Origin of the sequence: Natronolimnohabitans innermongolicus JCM 12255, from assembly GCF_000337215.1 — an archaeon.
GTDB lineage: Archaea > Halobacteriota > Halobacteria > Halobacteriales > Natrialbaceae > Natronolimnohabitans > Natronolimnohabitans innermongolicus.
Genome location: NZ_AOHZ01000011.1, coordinates 13,963 through 37,448 on the forward strand (window position 1 = coordinate 13,963; position 23,486 = coordinate 37,448).

A 23,486-nucleotide genomic window follows, 5' to 3' on the forward strand; every position below is an offset into this window, starting at 1 on the left:
GAGTGGTGGTCGAGTGACTCCCACGCCGACGCCTACTTCACACAGCCGTCCGCACCGGCCTCGAGTCGCTCGCAGTAATCTCGCTCGGGATCGAAACAGTCGGGACACTCGCTCGGTCGGTCGATGATCGTATCGAGGCGTTCGGCGACCGTGTCGTCGATGACGCTTTCCAGGGCGCGGGCCTCGTCGCGGAACTCCTCGACCTCGAGGACGTTTGCAAGGAAGCGCTCGATGATACAGTACGTCTGGAGCGCGTTGTGGGCCCGCTCGAGTCCCTCGTCGGTCAGGCTCGCACCCTTGTACTTCTCGTGTTCGACGAGGTCGCGGTCCTCGAGTTTCCCAATCATCTCGTTGACGCTCGCCGGGCTGACCTCGAGTAAGTCCGCGAGCGTGCCGGTCGATGCGGGGCCCTCTTCGATCCGCTGTGCGAGATAGATCGCCTTGAGATACTGGTCTGCCGTATTCATCGCGTCCCTCCGTCGGTGTCTGCCGCCGGCGCGGCGGTCGTCGGTAGTGGCTGTGCGCCTCGCGATCGGCGTCGAAACCGGGATCGACTCGGACCGCGACTCTCGACTCGAGTTCGAGTCCGGCGTCGACACCGGCGTTCCGTGGTCGCACTCGCCCCGGTCATGTGCTGTGTTCCATGAGCTCGGTCACCTCTTCGGCGCCCTCTCGTTCTTCCGCGCGAATCTCGTACAGCGTCTCGAGCAACCGATCGCGGTCGACGGCGAACTCACCCTCCGACGCTTCGATTGCGTCGATGAGGTCGTCGTAGAACTTGTAGGCCGTCTCTTCGTTCGCCAGTTGGTCGTAGAGCACGCCGTCGGTGTCCTCCGGCGGACCGTACCGGGCGTCGACTAACGCGTTGATCTCCTCGTAGGGGACCGTCTCGGCGTCGAGATCGTCGATCAGCGCCTCGAGTCGCTCGCGGTGGTCGGCCGATTCGGCGGCGGCCTCCTCGAGCAACTCACGTACCTCCTCGTCGAGCGCCGCCTGTTCGGACGGCGGCAGCGAGTCGAGGTGGTGGGCGGCGCGTGACTCCACGACCTCCTCCAGCACGACGCCGATCTGGAGCAGTCGTGCCAGCTGGTGGTCGTTCGAGACGCGCTGTCCCAGACTCATACCACGCCGTCCGGGCCGCTGATACTTAACGCTCCCTACTCGTGTCCACGTACCTTTTTTCCGCTCGGGTTCGCTCGCTTTGCTCGCTCACCGCTCTCTGCTCACGGGAGCATCGCTCCCGTTCGCACGGCTCGCGGGACTGAAGGTCCCGCGCTGGCGCAAAAAATCTACGGTAAAAAAGGCCGACGGATCGGCCGTCGGCCTCACCGTCGGTGACCCTCGCTCGCTGCGCTCGCTCGGATGCTCGACGTGCTCTCTACACCGCCCGCGCTGGAGGCGATTTTCACGGACTTTGGGCACGGAACGAAACCGTAAGACAATCTGCTTGACGGTTCGGTCTCGAAAGACGCTAGCCGTGATATCGCCAGACGCGGGTCCCTTCGCCGCCGTCGACGGCGTCGACCTGCTTGAGTCCCTCCTTGAGACACCCCCACCAGCCGTCGGCCGTCTCGTAGCCCGCCGGACATTCCGCGTAGAGCGCGTCGACGAAATCCGAGCGCCGCGCCCGGCCCTCGTCTCGGAGGAAGGCGAGCGCGCGGCCGACGGCGCGGCGACGGTTCTCGAGCGTCTCCGCGGATCGACCCGGAACGGAGAGCGCATCGAGGTCGGCGATATCCTCGCCAGGTCTGACGCCGGCGCCGGCCAGTCGCGTCGACGAGGTGTACTCGAGACCGGTTTGAACGTCCCGATCGAGGCGTTTTCGCGTCGTCGCGACCGCGCGTCGGGAGAGTTCGTCGAGGCGTTCGGACTCGACGGTTCCGAGAACGCCGGCGTCCTCGTGGACGGGGTCCTCCCGGATGCGGGCGACGCGTTCCGGCGTGATCGAGCCTGTCGACGGCGGTTTCGTTCCGCCGTCGTCGCTCGTCTCCGCCTGCTCCGGTTTCGTCGCTTCTGCCGCCTTCGTCACGCCGTCGGCGCTCTGTCGCGCTCCCGTAGCCGGCTCGTCGGGCCGGATTCGGGAGTCGGGTCCCTGCCGAACCGTCCGTGGCGCGCCGCGTACCTCGAGGCGGGAGTCGCGATCGTCCGGGGCCGTCTCGTCGGTCGGTTCGCGGGCCGTCCGCTCGTCGCTCGAGGCGTCGTTTGGCTCCGGCGACGGGTGCTCCGCCACCGGCTCGCCGTTCGTCGTCGATGCCTCCGTTCCATCGTCCTCGAGCGCCGCGACGAGCGACGACACTCGCTCCTCGAGTCGGGCGATGCGCTCGCCGTGGTCGGCCAGCACTCGATCCTGCGTCGCCTCGCGGTCGGGCTCGCGCTCGGCCTCGATCGAGCCGCGGTTCGCAACGATCCACCGGACGTACGCCCCGCGACTCTCGAAACCGAACAGTTCCCGCTCGGCCTCGAGCGCGTCGACGGTTTCGTCCTCGAGTTCGATGGAGAGAGCCCGCATAGTCTGTCGTTTCCCGGTACCAGATCATGGTATAAAAGTCGTCGTCAGACGCGTCGCCGGCCGTCGCCGCGGCTCGGTCGGGACTCTCGACTTCGACTCTCGACGTGAATACGATGCGAGAGCAATCGACGGCGAAAAATCGAACCCGAAACCGAACGGGAGCGTCGGCGTTACTCGCTTCGTTCGCGAAGGCGCGCTGCGACGAGCTCCTCGAGGTCCTCGCGCAGTTCGTCGACCGCAATCTCCTCCATAACGGGGACGAAGAAGCCTTCGACGAGCATGTTGCGCGCGGCGCGCGGGTCGACGCCGCGGGAGGTCATGTAGAGCAGGTCCTCCTGGTCGATCTGGCCGACCGTCGCCGAGTGGCTGGCTTCGGTGTCGTGGTTGTTGATGATCAGCTTCGGCGAGGCGTCGGCCTCGGACTCGTCGGAGAGCATCAGCGTGTTCTCGCGCTGGTAGGAGCTGGTGTCCCAGGCCTCGCGACCGACGTCCTGGACGCCCTCGTAGACCGAGCGGGCGACGTCGTCGGTGACGCCGCGGGTGACGAGGTCGGCCGTGGTGTGTTCGGCTTTGTGCCAGACCTTCGCGTCGATGTCGAAGTGCTGGTCGTTGTGGCCGTAGAACGCGCCGACGATCTGCGTCTCCGAGGAGTCGCCGTTGAGCTCCGTCGAGACGCCGGATTTCGTCAGCTGCGTGCCGAGGTTGACCTCGATCCAGTTGATCGTCGCGTACGTGTCGGCGTCGCCGCGCTTGAGCGAGAAGTTGTAGGCGTCCTCCGAGAGGTTCTGGAGGCTGCCGTACTGAACCGAACTGTTCTCGCCGGCGACGACCTCGACGATGCCGCTGTAGTACTGTTCGTCCTGCTTTTCGCCGGTCGACTGGCGCTCTAAGATCGTGACCGACGAGGACTCCTCGGTGACGACGAGCGTGTAGTTAAACAGCGAGCGGGAGTTTTGCTCGGTGCGGATCGTGACGTCCTCGGCGTCGACGCCCTCGGGGACGTAGACGACGGTCCCGGTGCTAAACAGCGCCGTCGAGAGCGCGGTGAGGTAGTTCTCCTGGGGGTCGACGACGGAGCCGAACTGCTCTTTCAGGAGCGCTTCGTGCTCGGACACGGCCTCGGCCCACGGCAGGACCTCGACCTCGTCGGGACCGATCTGATCCTTGTTCTCCGCCGCGTTCAGCGGGTCCACGAGCGACTCGAAGTCGAGCTCGTGGAGGTTCGTCCAGTCCCGACCCGGCGTCCGGATGACGTCGGGCATGTCGAGGTCGGAAAGCGCCTCGAGTGCCTCGAGACGGGTCTCGAGCAGCCACTCGGGCTCGTCGAGGTCACCCGAAATCTGGCGTACCTGTTCTTCCGTTAGATTAGCGTGTACCTGCGTGCTCATGTCTGATTCTCGGACTCGGTATTATCCGAGGCTTCCCTCCATCTCGAGTTCGATGAGGCGGTTGAGTTCGACCGCGTACTCGATCGGCAGTTCCTCCGTGATCGGCTCGATGAAGCCGGCGACGATCATCTTCTTGGCGTCGTCGTCGTCCAGACCGCGGCTCTGGAGGTAGAAGATGTCCTCGTCGCCGATCTTGCCGACGGTCGCCTCGTGGGCGACGTCGACTTTCGACTCCTCGATCTCCATGTACGGCATGGTGTCCGAGGTGGACTCGTTGTCGAACATCAGCGCGTCGCACTCGACGGCGGTGCTCGAGTTCTCGGCGCCGTCGGCGATGTGGACGAGCCCGCGGTAGTTGGTGCGGCCGCCGTCTTTGGAGATCGACTTGGACTCGATGGTCGAGGACGTCTCGGGCGCGTTGTGGTAGACCTTCGCGCCGGTGTCGATGTCCTGACCCTCGCCCGCGAAGGCGATGGTGATGTGGGTGTCCGTCGCGCCCCGACCCTTGAGGATCGTACACGGATAGAGCATGGTTGCCTTCGAGCCCATCGAGCCCGAGACCCACTCCATCGTGCCGTTCGATTCGACGATGGCGCGTTTGGTGTTCAGGTTGAACGTGTTTTTCGACCAGTTCTGGACCGTCGAGTACTGAACGTGCGCGTCGTCTTCGACGAAGACCTCGACACAACCCGAGTGGAGGTTGTGCGAGCCGTACTTCGGTGCGGAACAGCCCTCGATGTAGTGGACTTCCGAGCCTTCCTCGGCAACGATGAGCGTGTGCTCGAACTGGCCCATCCCTTCCGAGTTCATGCGGAAGTACGCCTGCACTGGCATCTCGACGGTGACGTCCTCTGGGACGTAGACGAACGAGCCGCCAGACCAGACAGCACCGTGAAGTGCGGCGAACTTGTTGTCGCTTGGCGGGACACAGGTCGTCATGAAGTACTCTTTGACGAGCTCGGGGTGTTCCTGGACCGCGCGGTCCATGTTCATGAAGATGACGCCCTTCTCCTCCCACTGGTCTTGCATGTTCTGGTAGACGACCTCCGACTCGTACTGGGCGCCGACGCCCGAGAGGGCGTTCTTCTCGGCTTCCGGAATACCCAGCTTGTCGAAGGTGTCTTTGATCTCGTCGGGCAGTTCCGTCCAGTCGTCGACGCCTTCGCGCTTGTCGACGTCCGGGCGGATGTAGGGGACGATCTCTTCGATGTCGAGTTCGGAGAGGTCCGGCTGGCCGGGCCAGTCCGTCGGCATCGGCATGTTGTGGTACTGCTTGAGCGCGCGCAGGCGGCGCTCGAGCATCCAGTCGGGCTCGTCTTTGTCCTCGGAGATCATGCGGATGACCTCCTCGGTCAGGCCCTTGTCGGACTTCACCGCGGCGTTCTGTTCTTTCTTGAACTCGAACCGCGCTTCAGTGTCAGTTTCTTTGAGGTGATCTTGTTCGGAACTCATGATTTGATTGTGTATGTGGTTACGGCTGTAGGGTTATTACCGTTGTTCTAGCCGGATTCGGTTACGCCGTGCCGTAGACCTCTTCGCGGACCCAGTCGTACCCCTTGTCCTCGAGTTCGGCCGCGAGCTCGGGACCGCCGCTTTTGGCGATCTGGCCGTCGAGCATCACGTGGACGTGGTCGGGCTCGACGTAGTCGAGGATCCGCTGGTAGTGGGTGATCTGGAGGACGCCGGTGCCCTGCTCGTCGCGCAGTGCGTTGATGCCGTCGGAGACGTCCTGGAGTCGGTCGATGTCCAGTCCGGAGTCGATCTCGTCGAGGACAGCGATCGACGGCTCGAGAATTGCCGCCTGCAGCACTTCGTTTTGCTTTTTCTCGCCGCCGGAGAAGCCGGCGTTGAGATAGCGCTGGGCGAATCGCTCGTCCATGTCCAGCTGTTCCATCTTCTCCTGAAGGATCTGCTGGAACTCGGCGACGCCGACCTCGCCCTCGTCCGCGGGGCCTTCCATCGGCGAGGTTTCGAAGCCGTCGTCCTCTTCTTCCTCGTCCTCGCCCTCGTCGTCCTCGAAGAGTTCCTCTCGCTCCTCGATCTTGGCGTTGAGCGCCGTTCGGAGGAAGTTCGTCATCGTGACGCCCTCGATCTCGGCGGGATACTGGAATGCGAGGAAGACGCCGAGCGCGGCACGCTCGTTGGGTTCGAGTTCGAGGAGGTTCCAGCTGCGCTGGTCCTCGTCGATTTCGATCTCGTCGCCGAATTCGTCCTCCTCGAGGTGGAGCAGGACCTCTCCCTCGGTGACCTCGTAGGCGGGATGACCGGCGATGACCTTGGCGGTCGTCGACTTCCCGGAGCCGTTCGGACCCATCAGTGCGTGGATCTCGCCCGACTCGACCTCGAGATCGACACCCTCGAGAATCTTCTCGTCGCCCTCCGCTACTTCCGCGTGCAGGTTGTTCAGTTCGAGACGTGCCATAGTACTCTGTCGTGTGAACGGTGGGTCGTCTGACTGATAACGGTTTCGTATCCAACTGGATACGGTCTCCCATCGCAAAAATAATTTCCATGATCAGGAACAGAGATGCGTGATAGTGTAAGGGCCTACTCAGCCATTTCAAGAACTTGCCCTCCGATATCTCCACCGAATATCAGACCATTTCCCTCCAAAAGGGCTCTCTGCTGATCTTCTGGCAAATGCTCCATGAACGTATGGCAGAGACGACAGAGTTGGAATAGGTTATCCATCGTATGTGCATCAGATGGCCTAGAGAACGCACGAATTGGACGGATATGATGTACATCTAGATTTCGGCCGAGCTAATCTCACACAATTCCACTTAGTGTGGCTATGATACCGATCATCCCTCGGTATATGATTTGAAACCGCTGTACACTGCGCCGAGGCCAAAAACGATGCTCATCATGAGCTGACTGCCTGCGGGCTCTAACAGGTATCCGACACCGATCACGGCTGCCGCGAATGCAAAGAGGGCACTCGCTATTCGCGGTCGCTCTAGGTAATTAGTAGCAATAGCTAATATAGCGATTAGTCCAATCACGTATACTGCAAACGCAGGGGTTGCGATGACAGCCTGGATACCGTCATCAAGGAAAATACCATAATGTGTATGGGCAGTCCACAACAGAATGATTCCAAGGCCGACTACTGAACCCACTTTCACAGCATCTTTGAGAATGTGTTTCACCTTGCGGAACAATCCTGACATGAATGTCGTTTGTGATGGTTTCATATATCTATTCATGTATTATGGCCAATGTATTATAGACCTTTCGCATGTTTTTTGTTCTGGTGAATCACCATACTGCGTCGGGTACAACCGACGTGCGGAAATTCGTTTGTAGTTGGATCGACAGCAGCGTACAGCTAGTACCGTTGGTCAGTTAGTTGAATAACCGTTTTGTCGACTGCGACGTGACCCGACGATTTGTCGATATTAAATCCTCTCGGATAGCTTTCGAGGTTACGCCCGCGATCGCGACGACGAGCGCGAGCATCGGTGGCACAGAGTATTTGACTCGTCAGTTGGAATTTTCCATCGATAACTGTTGTCGTTGTGAACACGCCACACCGACGGTGTACTGCACTCGTATCGTGGCCTGTGAGCAACGATACTCTTCGAAAAGAACTGCTGACAGTAGTATAACGTTACTCAACTGGCCGTCTCGATTATGTCGACGACATCTTTGAAGAACTGCCAGTGATGACTCCACAACCGATCTTGTTTCGTCTCGGAATAATACGGGAGCACATGCAGTGCGCTGATCCGTGTCACGAGCTGGTATAGATGCCGACGGTCGCGAAACTTGGCATCCCGATCGAGTGTGCGATAGCGTTCATATCCTGCGTAGAGATTCTCCCGAACAATAGATCGACGCTCTGCATCGTAGGAGCTCCATTGCGTGAGATACTGTTCGCAGAGTACGAGTTCGTACTCGTAGTGGCCGCTGCGAACAGCACCCCAGTCCAACACCGCTTTGAGTTCGTAGGTATCCGCATCGACGAGCAGGTTCCCAGGCCGATAATCGTAATGCATCGGTACTAGAGGGACCTTCGGGAGCGTTGCCGTCGCCTCACGGATGTAGTCTCTAACATCCGACTCGATCTCTCCTAGGTATTCGAGATAGGGAGAGTCGAGTGAACCACGCATCCAGTCACCCCAGGCTGTGCTGTTATCTTTAATTACAATCCCATCATCGCCAACTGTGAGCTTACCAACGCCCTCGACAGGACCCAACTCGTGCAACTGAGCGAGATGGCGCCCAGCGGTGCGTGCCAGACCTGCCAAGGCGTCTGGTCCACAATCGGCTTCAAGTGTCCCAATCCATTCCTCGTCTGATTCGAGTGACGACCCATCGATGTACTCCATTAGATAGAAGGGTCGGTCCACCAGTTCGGGATCGGTAACGGCTGTATAGATCGAGGGGACCGGAATGTTGGTCTCAGTGGCGACAAATCTGTGTATCCGTGGTTCGTGAACGAACTCGGAAGTGGAACTAAGTCCGGCTGTTTTGAAAATCACTTCAGTTGTGGCGTTCGTTTCGTCGATAACTTCTATTTGGTAGGTAGTTTCAGAGCCTTCCGAGATAGCTTCTGATCGTTCAAGTGTCCAGTCCATCTCGGTGGCTCTTAGGCAGTTTTCAATCTGTTCGTCGGTAAGCGGATCCGTATCACGGTTCTTTGCAGCTATCGGATCAATCATTGTCTTGGATTGTTTCAATATGGATATTAACTTGTTACTATATATTGTATACTTTTATTTTGTAGCGAATGTGGTAGAGTATGCAATCGCTGAGTGTGTGTATTTCACATAAAATAATATGGTTTGGTACCTTCCACTTTCCAGAAGTACTGGATTCGGGTTATCGATACACTTGCTACCTATCGTTTCGGATAGCCGTTATCTTCGGTGGACGTGCTAAAGGCTCGGCAGACTCGGACAACTGTCGAGTCCCGGAACGGACCCACAGCTTGGGAGACTAGGAAGGTCGTCTGCACTGGGACGCTCAAACTCGACATCGAGTTGGTCTTCGTACCACTCAGGTTCGACCGGAATGGCCCCAGTCGCCTCGTCGAGATCGGAGGTACATAAATCGCAGCCCTGGGGATCGATGTCTTCGTGAGCTATGTCCCACGCACACCAGATTCCCGCACCAATAACCGGGATGGCTCCAACCTTGGTCTTGGCAGCCGGTGCAGACGTGACGAATAGAGAACAAGACCTAGACACTTCTTCGTTAGATTCTACCCAATCATATACGCAAGAAAGATTGACGAATCCACTTGGACATATTAGCGGACTGGTCGGCGTAATGTCCATTGATTGGGTGGCGACGCCGTTGGGAATGTCGTCGTCTCGAACGGTAGTTTCGAAGGAAACCTCTTCTCCGTCTTTCGTGGGTGGGAAGTAGTACGTAACATCGGTGCTCCCATCGGAATTCTTGGACTGGTGGGCGGCTGTTACGTAGCTATCTCCTAGAATGGAAAGCTCTGCTTCCTCGGCCTCGGAAGTCTGGTACGGGATGAGAACGAGCCGTTCTTCTCGGTCCCCAAGCGAAGCATGAGCCACCGTGGCCTCCTCGAGGGAAAAACTCTCTCTGTCGAGGAAATCGTACGATTCGATAAAATGTTGAACTGGTGGTTCGTTGAGGAACTTGCGTGCCGTCTCAGCCTCGGCGGATTCAGTTTCTATCTTGGCAACAGCACTCATCGAGGACGCACCAAGCCCAGCTGTGGTCGCGCCAGCTCCACCAATATATTTCAAAACGTTGCGACGCCGTCTTCCGGAATTTTGATCCGACATCAAAGTACACAATAACATAGGATAAAATAAGTTTTTATATATTAGAATATAAAACTTTATTATTTATAGGAGATTACAGGTTATTGATGTTCTATACCGTGAGGTACTGTCTAGGACTATCCCAAATATGGGTGACCTATGCCATTTATTTTGGACATACAATCACACTAGTGAGGAAAAGAAGTATGATGTTCGATAGAATCGCGGGATGAATTGACGTCGGCACAATCAATGGGCCGTGGATCGGTTCTCCAGTGAGGTTTAATGACCGGAGGAAGCCGTAGATTTGAGCGGCCTGCTTCAAGGCCTGCTTGGACAGGTCGCAGAATTTTGCCAACCACGGCTGGAGCAACGACCAGAGACACTCTGCTTAGTTTGTATGGACGCCGTCTTCCGAAACGTATTCTTTGCCGTGAAGGACGGTTCGATGCTCATGCTCCATAGCTTGGTAGGCCGGAACTCATCGATCCAGACCTCTTCCAGCGGCTTGGAGAGGTCATCTACCTCCTCAATCACGAACCCAAGTTCATCGCGTAGTTTGTTCCCTCCTTAGCAGACACCACTCGAAGCACGTCGCGGCAGGCCGCGACGAGCGTCGGTTCATCTCTCTGTTCTCCCGTCTATCGTGTTCGTCCTCCTTTAGGTGAACCGCCACGGTTGAGCCCTTCCCGCGGCGGATATTGGCCTTTGAAGTCGGGACATACCAGCTGGGTTTCATCGACCTGTGTCGGTCCACCGACTGTCTGGGAGATTCGATCCCAGACAGTTGGAAAGCCTCGGAGGAAGTCGGTTTCAAACTCCCTAATTTGGTCGTGAAGCGTCTCGTAACATAGTTAGAGGAGGTATGCGACTTGATTGATGCCGAGTAACGTTTCGGCGTAGAGAATGAACGCGATGAGGAACTCGTCGGGAGCGAGCTCCGAATCATAGAACGGTGCCCCACGTGTACAGGTGGTACGCTCTTTTGTAGCACATTGTTGATGGTGCGGCCTCTTGCAATTTTGCGCTGATTGCTATGAACTGATCCATCGATCAGGAATCGCTCTACACGTAGATCTCAGTCATGCAGACGAGCAACGAAACTGGATCAATAATCAGTCGATCACATCGACAGCCGCACTATCTCGTTCAATAGGCGCTGAATCTGCTTGAACTGTGCTCGGCCCGTCTCGAAGAGATGGCGGCGGTAAGTTTCGGCACTGGAGAGTCGCTGTCAGCGGCGAATCGCCGCCGACGCGACAGTGTCGCCACTCACGACCGCTGCCCCAACTCAGGGACAGCTACCGGAAGAACCGGTCGTCGAGTGGTTGATTTGCTGGGACAGCTCTGCGTACGCCAAGAGCTGTCCAGGCAGCACGAACCACCATCTCACAGAACTCCATGAACGACCACTCCCAGAGGCGGCGCCCCGCCGTGGGGGGCGCCGCCACGTACATCCAGTGGAGATACCGCCAGACGTTCTGCAGCAACAGACTCACGACGAACAGTAACAGCCGGAGCCCGGCGTCCCGAGAACTGGTGAGAGCGAGGCTCTGGTTGCCTAACCGGTAGCTCGATTCAATGCCGAAGCGCTTGCTATAGTGTTCCCGTGCATCCTGTGGTGTGTCGATGAACGGCGCGTCAGCGGCGTAGCCGTGACGCGCCACCCCGTGCTCGTCGTATCGTCCTCGCTGGTAGACACAGTCGATGAACACAGGGAACGTTACCCGCCCAGCGAGTTCGTGTTCGATCACGCGACTCCAGCCGCTGCTGAGTTCGTCTTGAATCGTCTCGCCCCACTTGACGATCGGCATGACGTAGGCGTAGTTGTGCGTGTACAGTAGTTCGAGGCAAGTGCTGTTGTAGAATCCGCGATCGAGATAGACGGCCTTGACGCGCAGGTCAAGGCCGTCGAGGAGTTCGAGGAACTCACCGAGGGCATCGCTGGTGGTTTCGCCAGCGACCAGCTGGCGAACCGCCAGCGTGTACCGCTTGTTGCGCACCCGCGCATACAGCGTGACGTAAGCATGGAACGCAGTGGTACCTCGTTTCGCCTGCGAGAAGTACAACGCCTCTGTCTCGTCTTCCTCACCGTAGTAGGGATCGAGGTGGAGGTCGGCGACGACCTCCACCGGTCGATCTGGGAGCGTCTCAAGGACATCCCGTTGAAGTAGTGTGTTTCCGACCGTCTCGACGGTCTCAAGATCAAACTGATCGGTAAGGTGTCCTCGAACGGTATTGGCGTGTGGCGAGTCCTCGGTCGTCTCACAGACGTGATTGATCGAGGTCCCGCCGGCGCTGGCGCCGGCGAGGGCCTCGTACAACGTCTCCGTCGTTACCTCGACGTTCTCTCCGAGGTCAATTGGAAGGTCATCACCGAGGCTGTTGACGACAAAATTAAGCAGGTGCTCTTCTTCTATCTCGCTGTCTGCTTGTGTTGGTTGCACATCTTCTACAAGCAGACACTTTCACTCAAACCAATGTGATCGACTGATAATCTCCTACGGAAGAGCGTAGGTGGTAATACTCGTGGGCAGGTTCCGCTACGCTACAGAAGAGCGTCTCTCCATCACCTGCACCGATTGGTTGTCCATACGACCACTTATTGCTGTAGTATAATAGTCAGTTCAGTGTTATATCCTCCCCTTATACAGCAGTTATTGAACCAAAACCTTTCTTTTGAGGTTGGGGGAACTGACTCCCCGTCGTACGGACCTACCAGTATTGATCGAGACCTTGCTGTTCCTGACCACTTTTGACTTCATCCCACGAGACATCCAGTGCCTCGAGGATGCGCTCGATCGGCCCTTTCAGGGTCTTCTCGAGCATCGTGTCGTAGTCGACTTCGAACTCGTCTGGAATCTGGTCTTCGTACTCGAAACAGATGACGTCGGGGTCGCGCTTGAACGCCCCGTAGAGCGGATCGCGCTGCGGGTCGTGGCCCTCTTCGCTTTCCATTCGGCGGAAGAAGGCGGGATCCACGCGATCGAGGTAGAGCCGTTTGGGTTTGCTCCCGCGCTGGAAGTTCGTCCCGAGCAAGAGATTCGCGTACTTTGCGCCCCGAACCTGGGCCGTGTCGGTGTCGTAGTTGTCCAGCCGCTTGCCGATGCCGCCCGGAATGGCGATCTCCTCGAGGGAGACGTCGCCCGACTGTACGTCCTCGATGACGCCGTTGACGTACTCCTTTGTTCCCTCGATGTCGCCTTCCTTGACGATCATCTCGATGACCCGGTGTTGGACTTCCTTGGTGATGGGTGCGATATCCGAGCGCTGGTACTCGAAGCCGACGATGTCGACGGTGTCGACGTCCTTACCTTCCTTCCAGACGATGTGGCCAGCGTAGCGTTTCTTCTTGCCGGCCTGGAAGAATCGCCGGTAGAGCTTCTCGAACTCGATCTGGAACCGGTGAGACTCGGCGTTCAGATCCTCGCGCGCGAAGTCGTCGTACCGTCCGTTGATGTGGTCCTCGATATCGAAAGAGTGCTCGATCGCGTCGTCGGTCGAAACGTCGGGACCGAGCTCGAGCATAACCGAATCGGTGTCTCCATAGGCAACCTGATAATTCAGTTCTGTTGCAGCAGTTTCGGTGAACTCTATCACTTCGCGCCCAGTAGCAGTGATTGCCGATGCTGCTTCTTTGTCATATAGTCGGAATTGATCCCATCCCGATACACCGTACAGCGAATTCATGATAACCTTTACCGCACCCTGCTGGCGGTCGTACTGCTCGTACTCGGGCGTGCCGGGTTCGTGCTGGTTGCGCAGTTCCTTTTTCTCCTCGCGCTCGGCGAGGAGTTCGGTGATCATCTCCCGGTTGACGCCGTCGGGTTTCTTCCGGAAGTGGGTCCCCGTCGGCGCCTTGTAGGTCTCGTCGTTGTACGTCTCGGGGTCGACCTTCGTCTCCGGGCTGGCGTTGATCGTCGTCATGCACATCGGGTACAGCGACTGACCGACCCACTGGAAGTTCCCCTTTCGTCCGGCGAGGATGACGTGGTTTTCGGCTGCAGTGACACAGTAGACGTTCCCATCGTGTTGCTCGACGGTCTCGTTCGACTTCGTAAACGATCCCCGTTTCCCGACAGACACGTACCAGGTACCGTCGTTCTGTTTCGACACCGTCGGCTTGTGCCCACACTGAACGGCGATTCTGGAAATGGCTCGCATAAGCTCGTCACTTTTCGTCCAGAACTTCCCGAGACCGGAGTCCGCGCGGTCTCCGTCACCGTCGATCATCGTCTCGAGGAGTATCGAGAGATACTCGGCGTCGAGACTGAATACCCACTCGGGGAGACACTTCTCGGCGTACCCGTCGCCGCAATGGTCCTCGAGCCACTCGATGAGATATCGGTTCGAGACGTTGATCCCTCGATCGTCGACGTTGTAATTGACTCCCATCCGATCGAGAAGCGAACAGATCCGCTCACGATGAGCACCGTTCGACTGATGAATCGTGAACCGACCGGCAGCCTGATCGAGACTACCCTCGGTGACGAACCAGCCGAGGAACTCGAGCCAGTCGTCCATTTCGAACGAGAGTGGCGTCTCGCGGTGTTGTCTCCCGTACTGCAAGAAGAGATCGCCAGCGTGTTCCCGAATTATCGATTCGTAATCGTGGAACGTCGAGAGCGGAATCAGGTATTTTCCGACCGTCTTCTGGATGCCCATCGCTGCAGACGATCCGTGAACGAGATCGAGGGTCGATTCGACGGGTTCTGGCATCGAATGGCGGAACGATCGAAGATCGTTATCGGTGTAGACGACGACGTGCCCACTTGCGACCTCTTCGTGGAGTTCGAACGTGTCAGGCGTCGCTCCCGCCATCGGTTCGTGATTCGGGAATGCGAACCGATCGGTCTCGGGGATGTTTCGGTATTCAGTGAGTTCGAAATCGTCCGGCCCGAGGTCGTCCCAGCCACGCGTGTTCGAGACCAGGAACTGGTGATTTTCAGTCACCTTCAGATCGTGCGTGTTCCCGCTCACGTGGTGTAACTCACCGTATCGATTTTCGTACTCGTGTGTTTCGGCTACCGGCGTGATCTCGCACTCGAATGTGTCCGGGTCGAGCGTAAACATATCGTCGCCGATTTCGAGATCTTTGATATTTTTCGGACCACCTGGTGTCATCACCTCCGTGTCCCCACTGAAACACTTCAAGTCCAGTACGGTAACGTTCTCTTTGACGCCCGTGATCGGATCGAAGACGGCACCACCTTCGTACTCCTCGCCGGCCTCCTGTTGGCCCTTCGAGGGCAGCGCGAACTCGCCGTGGGCCTGATGGAGGACGTACATGTCGACCGCGTCGCCCGGCGTGGGGGCGTCCTCGAGTTTACAGCCGACGAAGGATCGCACTTCGTCCCAGAAGGGGATAATCTGCTGTTGGCGGTCGAGTTCCACGCAGAGTTCGACGTCACGCAGGTTGTACTCGAGGAGTTGCGTCGGATCGTCCTCCCAGAGGTCGCCGATGTCGCCGGCGTACCGTTCTTTCCCGACTCCCAACTCGGCCTCTCCAACGGCGTCCAGCCGGTAGGAGTCGAGTTCGGAGAAGACCATCCGCTGGTAGCCGTAGAGCAGGTCGAAGACGACTCGTCCCTTGATGTCGGGGCCGCCCCAGTTGCTGCGCCAGACCTCGTCGACCCGCGAGAGCCGGTCGATCTCGAGGTCGTAGTCGTGGTGAGGACCCTGCAGTTCCTCGAGGCGGTCGAGGAAGTACGGGGCGTCGAAATCCTCGAAATTCCACCCGGTCATGACGTCTCCGTCGGTTTCACGGACGTAGTCGACGAACGCCTCGAGCATCGCTTCCTCCGCCTCGAAGGCCCGCACCTCGTGATCGATTTCGCCTTCGATCGGTTCGTACTCGGTGATCTCGTCGGGAATGTTGCCGTGACCCTCGTCGGCTGCACAGACCCACATGATGTACTCATCGCGGTAGGAGTCGTGGCTCGTGAGACAGACGATGGGTTCCTCGCCATCTTCCGGGAAACCGTGGCGGTCCTCGACCTCGATGTCGAACGTCAGCACGCGCGGTTCGGCGTCGACGTCGGCGGCCTCGACCTCGTCGTGGGGAACGACCAGCGAGTCGTCTTCGGCGCGTCGTTCGGGGACGCGCATCCCGCTGCGGATGTCCTTGTCGATCAGAAACCGATTCGGAAAGAGGATGTCGGCCTCGTAATGTTCGAAATCGTCTCGAATCTGCCCGACGTCGCGGGGGGTCTGGCCGAAAATCTTTGTGAGCTTCTCGCCTCGGATGCTCTCGTATGGCTCGCCGTCTTCGTCGACCTCGCGGCTGCCCGTCAGGCGATCGTACTGCTCTTCGGGCGGTCGCTCGAGGCTCTCCGTCGGCGCGTAGAAGTACGGCTTGAAGCCGACGACCTGGACGTGTTCTAGCTCGCCATCGGGCGTCCGGCCGAAGACGTGCATGATCGGTCGCTCCTCGTCGCCGTAGCCGGCGATGGTGTAATCGACCTGCATCACGGCGAGCTCGAGGTCGCCCTCGGGCTCCGGCAGCGTCTCCTCGATGACGTCGATTACCTCGGCGGCGCTCGAGCCGCCGTTGCCCGCGATGTGGGCCGCCTCCGCCTCCGGTCGCTCGTCCGCGTCGTCGGACTCGGCGCCGAAATCCGCGAGTCCGCTCTGGCCCGACTCAGTCATGATATCGGGCTTGGGAGTGACCGGATAAAAACCCACACACTTCGACCGGTTCCGCTCGCGAGAAACCAGGCAGTATTGCGAGAGCAACAAGACATATAATGTGGTAACACATACCATGCAGTCAGGTGATCGAAGTGTCCATCGACGCAGCCGACGACGCGACGGATCGAAGTGAACCGCGCAGCGAACGCGAGGGCACCGAAACGATCGAATCCTACGAAACGGACGACGGCGTCGTCTTCTATGACGCCGAGAATCCGCTCGCGTGGGTGGAGACCTCCCGCACTCTCACGCTTACCGAACTGGCCTGAGCTATCGACCCGCGGCGCGGCCCCGAATCGCCCTCCGACCGCCTCGAACGCGAACGCTTTTTTTGGTGGCTCACCCTCCCTCGAGACGTGGGAGACGATCGGTCCGACGACGAGGTCGAGGACGAGCCGCAATCCGAACTCGGCGAGTACGACCCTGAAGCGGAGTTTCGCGACCCCGATAGCGACACCCTCACGATTCCCGAGGTCCCGACCGAGAAGGCGGGTTCGACGCTCCGAGAGGACATCCGCTCGGAGATGGATTCGGATGAGGAGGACGATTCGACGTCGTCGTCGGAGGTTCCGACGCCGGGAACCGATGTCCATCCCGAACTCGCAAAGCAGTTCTGGGCGCTGGTGCTCGTGCTCAACTTCGCGGTCCTCGCCTACGCGCTCGCCGCGATGTTTCTGTTCATCGAGGGCGAGCCCACCTACGCCGCCTACCTTCTCGCCGCCGGCTTCGCTCTCACCGGATTCCTGATCAGGCGGTATCGATACGTCAAGCGACACGATTTCCCGGCGGAGGAGGACGCAGCAGACGACGAATGTGCCGAACGGGCCGAGAGATCCGACGAACGTGCGGGGGGTTCTGACGAACACACCGAGGGACCCGACGAACGCGATTCCGAACCGTAAGCTGATTGTCGCAGCCGAAACTACTTCAGTGGCGCTCGTTCAACACCAGATATCGGACGATCCAGCCCGATCATGAAAACCGTTCAAGACGACACCGGAAAACGGTATCTGCTTCTCAAGCGGTCCGAACACGCGAGTCTCGTCCGCGACCCGGACAGCGGCAACGAGTGTTACGTCCAGAACGACCGCCTCGAGGACGTCGACGAATCGCCGCTCGAGACCGCGGCCCGGACCGTCGCCGATCCGGTCCGGACGCTGCTGACGAACGTCCACGACGAGACGACGCTCGGACTCCTGCTCGAACTCGCCGACCGCGGCCCGCTCGGCGTTCGAACGCTGCTCGACAGCTACGACGTCTGCGAGAGCGACCTCCACGGCCGACTCACGGTGCTTTCGGCCGCCGGACTGCTCGAGGAGACCGAGGTCGCCGGCGAGCGCGGCTACCGAATTACCGGTGACTGCGAGCGCGCGCTCGAGGCGATTCGAACCGACGTCCCGGACGACGAACTCGTCTCGAGCATCGGCCCCGAAACGGCGGGCGAATCGGCGGAAAAGCGCTCCTGATCAAGTCGGTCAGTCAGACGCGAGCAGTTCGATTTCCGGCGGCTCTCCGGCTTCGAGTCGCGACCGGTTCGAGACCGTATCCTTCTCGACGCGAACGAGCGAATCCGCCGCCCCGACGAGTTCTTCGTCGTGGCTGACGACGACGATCTGTTCGACGCCCTGGTCTCGCATCGACTCGATCAGCGACACGAGCTGGGTGACGTGCCCCGAGTCCAGGAAGACCGTCGGCTCGTCGAGAATCAGCGGCGGCATCGGCGCCGCCCCCTCGACGCCCTCGGCGAGCAAGCGGTAGATCGCACACCGCAGGCTGAGGTTGAACAGCGCCCGTTCGCCGCCGGAGAGCTGTTCGGGCTCGAGGGCTTCGCCGTCTTTCTGGTAGACCGTCAGCCGGTACTCGCCGTCGAGATCGATCCCGGCGTAGGAGTCGTTCTGGTAGACCAGATCGAACGTCTCGTTGAGCAGCCGTTCTAAGGTCTCGACGTTGCGCTGGCGCAGCTCCGAGCGGAGGTCGGCGTAGGTCGCCTGCAGCGTCTCCGCCTCGTCGTACAGCGACTCGAGGTGGGCACAGCGTTCCTCGACGGCCTCGAGGCGCTCGCGAAGCTCCTCGAGTTCTTCGAGTTCGCGTTCGACCGCGCCGATGGCGTTCTGGAGGTTCGTCCGGTTTTCCTCGAGTTCCTCGAGTTTGTCGTCGACCTGACCGATGTACGCCTGGGCGTTTTCCCTGTCGTCGCGGGCCGTTTCGACGCGTTCGTCGTCGAACTCCGACTCGAGGTCGCGTTTGCGCTCGCGCTTGCTCGAGAGCGTCTCGCGGCGCTCGTCGTTCATCGTCTGCCAGTCCTGACGGCGGTCGCGGTGGGTTTCGATCTTCGATTCGAGATCCGCGCGCTCGTCGTCGATCTCGGCGATCCGGCGTAGCGTCTCGAGGGCGTCTCTCACCTCGCCGCGCTCGGTGTTGATCCGGCCGAGTTCGGCCCGCTTCTCGCCGAGTTCGTCCTCGAGATCGGCGGCCGTCTCGCGCTTTTCGGCGGCCTCGGCCTCGTACTCGTCGGCGTCCTCGAGCAACTGCTCGCGTTGCTCGCGTCGCTCCGCGAGCGTCTCGCGCTTTTCCTCGAGTAGCTGTTCGACGTTGTCGCGGTTCCCCTCGAGTTGCTCGACGCGCCGCTCGGCCTCGCGCAACGCCTCGGCGCGTTCGATGCGTTCGTCGAGTTCCGCGCGGTCCGCTTCGAGGGTTTCGCGCGTCGCCTCGAGGGCGTCGCGTTCCTCGCGTTTCTCCTCGAGAGCGTCGACGTGAGGGGAGTCCGCGACGGGCTGGCCACACTCCGGACACTTCCCCTCCTCGAGCAGCCGTTCGCCCTCCTCGATCGCGTTCTCGACGGCCCTGATGTCGGCGGTGACGTCGCCGATCTCGTCCGTGAGTTCGTCGCGCTCGGCCTCGAGTTCCTCGAGGTGAGCGGCCGCGTCACCGAACTCGATCGGTGCGTCGACGAATCGCTCTCGCTCCGATTCGATCTCGGAGTCGAGTTCCTCGAGGTTCGTCTCCCGGTTCTCGATGGACTCTTCGTCGGCCTCGAGCGCGGACGCGAGCTCGTCGGCGTCGGCCCGAGCCTGCTCGGCCTGCCCCTCGAGGTCGTCGGCCTCCTCTCGCAGGCGCTCGATTTCGCCATTGCTCTCGGTGATCGCGACCTTGACCGCCTCCAGTTCGTCGCGAAGCTCCTCCTTGCGGGCCTCGAGGGTCTCGATCCGTTCCGCGATGGCGTCCGCGTCGGTTTCGTCGCCTGCGCTGCCCGGCTCATCCGCGTCGCCCTCGAGGTCGACTTCGGCGACGAGTTCGTCGCGCTCGGTCGCGAGTTCCGCCCGTCGCTCCTCGAGTTCTCTGATTCGCGCTTTCGCGTCCTCGCGATCGGCCTCGGTCTCGGAGATTTTCGAGCGCAGGTCGTCGATCTCCCCCTCGAGTCGGTCGATCTCCTCGCGGGTCTCCTCGTGGCGCTCGAGGACGTCTTCCGCAGCCTGGAGCGTCTCCCGGGCCTGCTCGCGCTGGGTTTCGTAGTGATCGATCTTCTCTACGACGTCGGCGCGGCGGGACTCGAGGCCGTTGAGCCGTTCGTGGAGGTCTTTTTCTTCCTTCTGTTCGACCTGCTCTCGAACGTTCTCGACGACCTCGCGCTGGCCGTCGAGGACCGTTTTGACGCCGAGGCGGGCGTCGCTAGCTCGCTCGCGGTACTCCTCGAGGGCACCCAGTTGCAGGAGGTCGTCGATCATGTCCTGGCGGTCGCTCGGCGAGGCGTGGATGAGCTTGTTGACCTCGCCCTGGCGGACGTAGGCGCAGTTGACGAACGCCTCGGCGTCCATCCGCAGGAGCTCCGTAATCTCACGGCGGACGTCGCGAGCGCCCTCGATCGTCTCCGTCGGCGTCTCGAGGACGCACTTCGTCGTCGTCGCGCGGTCGCCGCGAAGTTTGAGGTGGCGCTCGACGCGGTAGCTCCGGCCGTCGTGGGTGAACCGGAGTTCGACCTCGCAGTCTTCCTCGCCGGTCGTGATCACGTCGTCGAGCGTGCGGTCGTCGAGAGCCTTCGAGCCGTACAGTGCGAAGAAGACGGCCTCGAGCAGCGTCGACTTTCCGCTACCGTTGACGCCGTGGACGACGGTCACGCCGCGCTCGAGTCCCAGTTCGCTCTCGCCGTAGCACTTGAAGTTCAGCAGGCGGAGTCGGTCGACTTTCACGCGAAATCACCCAGCGAGGCGGTGTCGGTCTCTGCGGGTTCGTCGTCCGATTCTGCGTGGTCGTCGTCGGGTTCTGCGGGGTCATCGTCGGGTTCTGCGGGGTCGTCGTCGCTCTCCGCGGAGTCGTCGTCTCCGTTCGTTCCACCCGTCCCGCCGTCGTCGTCTTCGGCCGTGGCGATCGGTGGCTCCGGATCGTCGCCGTCGCTCGAGGCGGCCGTCTCGGTTCGGTCGGCGCTCGAGGCAGTCGATGCAGCGTCGCCGCCGTTTGCAACCGCAGCGTCGGCTTCGGCGTTCGTCTCGTCGGTACCGTCTGCGCCGTCGGCTTCGTCGGCGTCGACGGCGAGTTCGTCGGCCACCGTCGTCACGTCCTCGTCGTCGGGACTGCGCTCCGGCGCGGGGGCGAACGCGTCGGCGTCGTCCTCGAGCAGGTCACGAACCCGATTCTCGACGCTTTCGCGGACGTTCGAGTCCGGCAGGTCGCCGTTGCGAACGGTCTCGTCGATGCTTCGGGCGGCGTCGCTCAGCCCCAGGTCACGGACGCGTTCGCGGACCGCAGCGTCGGGGTCGGCGAAACTGACGGAGACCTCCTCGGCCTCGTCGGGGAGCTCACGACGGTCGTTGACGCGCGCGACGAGCGCGCCGCGGTCGATGGCCGCCTCCTCGATCGTCGCGGGCGTGATCGGCTTTCCGTCGCCTTCGATCGTGACGATGACGACCGCGTCCTCGAGGTCGTGCTGTCGGACACGTTCCTGGATGCGGTCGACGCCTTCGCCCTCCTCGAGGTCGACGTCGACGAAGACGAACTCGCGGGTGTCGGGAAGTCCGCGGCGGCTGATCCCGACCGCGTCGTCGCCGAAATCGACGAGGTTGTAGCCGCGGTCCTCGCGCTCGCTGGCGCTCGCCCGCTCGGTCGACCCGCAGTAGGTGACCCAGGTGTCGAGCACCTCGGCGGTGTCGGGCTTGTGGTTGTCGCCGAGCAGGACGGCGTCGAACTCGACCGTCGACTCCTCGAGCAGGCGTTCGGTGTCCCAGTCGGCGTGGGCGAAGGGCTCGAAGAGACCGTGTGTCACGAGCGCCGCGCGGTCGGCGTCGTCCGGCAGGGGGGCGAAGTCGTACTCGAGGTCGTCGCGTCTCGAGCGGGGGACGAAGTCGAGTCCGTAGAAGGCCGCGTCGCCGACGAGAACGGGGTCGGCGCCGAGTCGCGTCGCGAGCCCGAGGTCGGCGAAGAGGTCGAGCCACTGGGCGTCGCGTTTGGATTCGTGATTGCCGACGACGGCCAGGAAGGGGATGTCGGCGTCGGACAGCGTTCGGAGGATCTCGACGGTTCCCTGGAGGTCGATCAGCCCCGGCCGGCGGTCGTGAAAGAGGTCGCCGGCGTGGACGACGGCGTCGACGTCGTCTTCGACCGCGTCCGCGACGACCGAGCGAAACGCCTCGAGGAAGTCCCGGCGTCGCTCGGGGGAGTTGTATTGTTGATACCCGATGTGGGTATCGCCCGTGTGGATAACCCGCGTCATTGTCACCCCGTTGGGAAGCGCTCCCTAAAGGGGTTCCGTGAGCGACGTGAAAGTGAAACGACGGGTCGCGATAGTTGCCGGCTATACGGTAGCGGACACAGGAGCAGCGGATAGCGTCGATCGCCCGGTAGCGTTCAGCTGGTAGCGTGAGCGTTTCTCGTGCGGTGGCGCGCGCCATCGGCCGTCCGAACGATAGTGAGGGAGGCCGATCCACCGTGCGAGGGATGAGTGAAGAAGCGAAGCGACTGAACGAATCGGTTGGGGAGGACGTGGAAGTCCTATAGTAGCCACTGAAACGATTTACACACTGATCGCAACGCCATACTGCGATCAGGTGTGCATTGACTTTCAGTGGCTACTATAGTGTCCACGGGAGCAAGACGCTCGTCTACGTTAGTAGCAGGCAGAGAGCCTCGGGCTACCGTGCCCGCGGTACTTTACGCTACTCGAGGCGGATACCAGAGGGTCGTCTGGAAATCTCCGATCTCCGTGATCACGAGAATCGGTTCACGAGAATCGGTGATCCTCGAACGGCTCGACCTCGAGGCCGTCGACAGCGACTCACACTGGCAACTAGGGTTTCCACGTCCTCCCCAGCCGACTCACTCACTCCCTTCAGTCGTTCGCTCATCCCTCGCACGGTGTCGACCCGCGACTCGCTGGGCGCTCGCCGCGGCTCAGCGCGCGCCACCGCGTGAATGTCGGCTGCCAGATATTGTTGATTCAACGATCGCTCACACTCGAGCGGCGTACTGGCCTCGAGTGACGCGACAGCGACGGTGGTCGACCGGTTCGTCGCCGGTCTCGCGTTTCCGGCACAGGCCGTCACACTGGCCGCCGTGTTCCTCGGCAAAACACGTCTTCGACGGCTCGAGCCGCGGCAAACTACCCTGGCGGTCGCGGATACGGATGGCTTGACCAACTAGGTGAAAACCAGCGTGTTCGACTCGAGACGCGGAGATCACGGTCGAAACGCGGAGCACACGACGCGCTCGAGGGGCTCGAACTGACGCCGACCCAGCCGACAGAATGCGTCGAATCGATAGTCGCGTCGGAAGATCGGTGCGGCTCGAAACGGACCGGCGATCAGTCGGCGATCTCGAGGCTGTAGAGTCGCTTCCGGGCGTCGGAGAAGGAAAATCGCGAGTCGATCACGTTCTCTTCTTCGAGTCGGTTCAGTCCGTAGCGGACGGTGCGGGCGGGCAGCAGCGTCTCGTCGGCGATCTGCTGTTGGGTCATCGTGTCGTTGTACTCGAGGACCTTCGCGACGAGTTTGGCGCTTGGCGGGAGGTCGCGGACGTCGTCCCACGTTCCCCGCGATTCTGACTCTCGGTGGACCGCTTCTGGAGCACTCATTACCCCACCATTCCGAATACGGGGTGATAATATTTTCTGTTTGCTAAAATGCCTCCCAGTTATACCGTGTGACGGATGCACCTACCCGAAGT

General features: G+C 60.6%; 17 protein-coding genes and 2 pseudogenes. 3 read left to right on the top strand and 16 right to left on the bottom strand.

The features are described from left to right. Positions 1-32: 32 nt before the first annotated feature. The 13 genes and pseudogenes from C493_RS01825 to C493_RS01875 form a co-directional block, all read right to left on the bottom strand. Positions 33-467, bottom strand: a complete 435-nt coding sequence (locus tag C493_RS01825; RefSeq protein WP_007257684.1) for a metal-dependent transcriptional regulator — start codon at positions 465-467, stop codon at positions 33-35. A 160-nt stretch (positions 468-627) separates the two neighbouring features. Next, a complete protein-coding gene (locus C493_RS01830; protein WP_007257685.1) occupies positions 628-1,122 on the bottom strand; it encodes a ferritin-like domain-containing protein in 495 nt (164 codons plus the stop codon). 349 nt (positions 1,123-1,471) lie between these two features. Then, the gene (locus C493_RS01835; RefSeq protein ID WP_007257686.1) at positions 1,472-2,509 is read right to left on the bottom strand and encodes a hypothetical protein; all 1,038 of its coding nucleotides are present in this window, start codon (positions 2,507-2,509) and stop codon (positions 1,472-1,474) included. Positions 2,510-2,679: 170 nt separating this feature from the next. After that, entirely contained in the window at positions 2,680-3,897 is a 1,218-nt protein-coding gene (sufD, locus tag C493_RS01840) for a Fe-S cluster assembly protein SufD (protein WP_007257687.1), read from the bottom strand. Positions 3,898-3,918: 21 nt separating this feature from the next. Next, positions 3,919-5,349 carry a Fe-S cluster assembly protein SufB gene (gene sufB / locus C493_RS01845; protein WP_007257688.1) on the bottom strand — a complete coding sequence of 477 codons (1,431 nt, stop codon included), beginning with the start codon at positions 5,347-5,349 and terminating at the stop codon, positions 3,919-3,921. 61 nt (positions 5,350-5,410) lie between these two features. Continuing rightward, positions 5,411-6,319 carry an ABC transporter ATP-binding protein gene (locus C493_RS01850; RefSeq protein ID WP_007257689.1) on the bottom strand — a complete coding sequence of 303 codons (909 nt, stop codon included), beginning with the start codon at positions 6,317-6,319 and terminating at the stop codon, positions 5,411-5,413. A gap of 125 nt (positions 6,320-6,444) precedes the next feature. Further along, positions 6,445-6,639 (bottom strand): annotated as a pseudogene (locus C493_RS21970) (hypothetical protein); the annotation flags it as partial. Positions 6,640-6,701: 62 nt separating this feature from the next. Then, positions 6,702-7,070, bottom strand: coding sequence for a hypothetical protein (locus C493_RS01855; protein ID WP_007257690.1), 369 nt, complete (start codon positions 7,068-7,070; stop codon positions 6,702-6,704). A gap of 444 nt (positions 7,071-7,514) precedes the next feature. Then, positions 7,515-8,564, bottom strand: a complete 1,050-nt coding sequence (locus tag C493_RS01860; protein WP_007257691.1) for a phosphotransferase family protein — start codon at positions 8,562-8,564, stop codon at positions 7,515-7,517. 216 nt (positions 8,565-8,780) lie between these two features. Then, positions 8,781-9,572 (bottom strand): hypothetical protein, encoded by a 792-nt coding sequence (locus tag C493_RS01865; protein ID WP_007257692.1) that lies wholly within the window; start codon positions 9,570-9,572, stop codon positions 8,781-8,783. A 260-nt stretch (positions 9,573-9,832) separates the two neighbouring features. Next, positions 9,833-10,624 (bottom strand): annotated as a pseudogene (locus tag C493_RS21975) (IS1595 family transposase); the annotation flags it as partial. A gap of 321 nt (positions 10,625-10,945) precedes the next feature. After that, a complete protein-coding gene (locus tag C493_RS01870) occupies positions 10,946-12,091 on the bottom strand; it encodes an ISH3 family transposase (RefSeq protein WP_007257693.1) in 1,146 nt (381 codons plus the stop codon). A 268-nt stretch (positions 12,092-12,359) separates the two neighbouring features. Then, on the bottom strand, positions 12,360-16,292 hold the full coding sequence (locus tag C493_RS01875) for a DNA polymerase domain-containing protein (RefSeq protein WP_007257694.1): 3,933 nt from the start codon (positions 16,290-16,292) through the stop codon (positions 12,360-12,362). Positions 16,293-16,417: 125 nt separating this feature from the next. Between C493_RS01875 and C493_RS01880 the strand changes: the two genes are divergently transcribed. The 3 genes from C493_RS01880 (at position 16,418) to C493_RS01890 (ending at position 17,800) form a co-directional block, all read left to right on the top strand. Beyond that, positions 16,418-16,603, top strand: a complete 186-nt coding sequence (locus C493_RS01880; RefSeq protein WP_007257695.1) for a DUF7331 family protein — start codon at positions 16,418-16,420, stop codon at positions 16,601-16,603. An 87-nt stretch (positions 16,604-16,690) separates the two neighbouring features. Continuing rightward, positions 16,691-17,236, top strand: a complete 546-nt coding sequence (locus C493_RS01885; RefSeq protein ID WP_007257696.1) for a DUF7322 domain-containing protein — start codon at positions 16,691-16,693, stop codon at positions 17,234-17,236. A gap of 72 nt (positions 17,237-17,308) precedes the next feature. Then, positions 17,309-17,800 (top strand): DUF7346 family protein, encoded by a 492-nt coding sequence (locus C493_RS01890; RefSeq protein WP_007257697.1) that lies wholly within the window; start codon positions 17,309-17,311, stop codon positions 17,798-17,800. Positions 17,801-17,809: 9 nt separating this feature from the next. Here the strand turns inward: C493_RS01890 and rad50 are convergent, their stop codons facing one another. The 3 genes from rad50 to C493_RS01905 form a co-directional block, all read right to left on the bottom strand. Next, complete coding sequence (gene rad50 / locus C493_RS01895) at positions 17,810-20,521, bottom strand: DNA double-strand break repair ATPase Rad50 (RefSeq protein WP_007257698.1); 2,712 nt, start codon at positions 20,519-20,521, stop codon at positions 17,810-17,812. After that, the gene (mre11, locus tag C493_RS01900) at positions 20,518-22,038 is read right to left on the bottom strand and encodes a DNA double-strand break repair protein Mre11 (RefSeq protein WP_007257699.1); all 1,521 of its coding nucleotides are present in this window, start codon (positions 22,036-22,038) and stop codon (positions 20,518-20,520) included. The genes rad50 and mre11 overlap by 4 nt, the downstream gene beginning before the upstream one ends. Positions 22,039-23,124: 1,086 nt before the next feature. Further along, on the bottom strand, positions 23,125-23,394 hold the full coding sequence (locus C493_RS01905) for a MarR family transcriptional regulator (RefSeq protein WP_007257700.1): 270 nt from the start codon (positions 23,392-23,394) through the stop codon (positions 23,125-23,127). Positions 23,395-23,486 lie beyond the last annotated feature (92 nt).

What these genes read in the sequence shown, in the direction of transcription:
- C493_RS01825 (WP_007257684.1), bottom strand. Translation starts at nt 467, where the DNA reads ATGAATACGGCAGACCAGTATCTCAAGGCGATCTATCTCGCACAGCGG.
- C493_RS01830 (WP_007257685.1), bottom strand. Translation starts at nt 1,122, where the DNA reads ATGAGTCTGGGACAGCGCGTCTCGAACGACCACCAGCTGGCACGACTG.
- C493_RS01835 (WP_007257686.1), bottom strand. Translation starts at nt 2,509, where the DNA reads ATGCGGGCTCTCTCCATCGAACTCGAGGACGAAACCGTCGACGCGCTC.
- sufD (WP_007257687.1), bottom strand. Translation starts at nt 3,897, where the DNA reads ATGAGCACGCAGGTACACGCTAATCTAACGGAAGAACAGGTACGCCAG.
- sufB (WP_007257688.1), bottom strand. Translation starts at nt 5,349, where the DNA reads ATGAGTTCCGAACAAGATCACCTCAAAGAAACTGACACTGAAGCGCGG.
- C493_RS01850 (WP_007257689.1), bottom strand. Translation starts at nt 6,319, where the DNA reads ATGGCACGTCTCGAACTGAACAACCTGCACGCGGAAGTAGCGGAGGGC.
- C493_RS01855 (WP_007257690.1), bottom strand. Translation starts at nt 7,070, where the DNA reads ATGTCAGGATTGTTCCGCAAGGTGAAACACATTCTCAAAGATGCTGTG.
- C493_RS01860 (WP_007257691.1), bottom strand. Translation starts at nt 8,564, where the DNA reads ATGATTGATCCGATAGCTGCAAAGAACCGTGATACGGATCCGCTTACC.
- C493_RS01865 (WP_007257692.1), bottom strand. Translation starts at nt 9,572, where the DNA reads ATGAGTGCTGTTGCCAAGATAGAAACTGAATCCGCCGAGGCTGAGACG.
- C493_RS01875 (WP_007257694.1), bottom strand. Translation starts at nt 16,292, where the DNA reads ATGACTGAGTCGGGCCAGAGCGGACTCGCGGATTTCGGCGCCGAGTCC.
- C493_RS01890 (WP_007257697.1), top strand. Translation starts at nt 17,309, where the DNA reads ATGAAAACCGTTCAAGACGACACCGGAAAACGGTATCTGCTTCTCAAG.
- mre11 (WP_007257699.1), bottom strand. Translation starts at nt 22,038, where the DNA reads ATGACGCGGGTTATCCACACGGGCGATACCCACATCGGGTATCAACAA.
- C493_RS01905 (WP_007257700.1), bottom strand. Translation starts at nt 23,394, where the DNA reads ATGAGTGCTCCAGAAGCGGTCCACCGAGAGTCAGAATCGCGGGGAACG.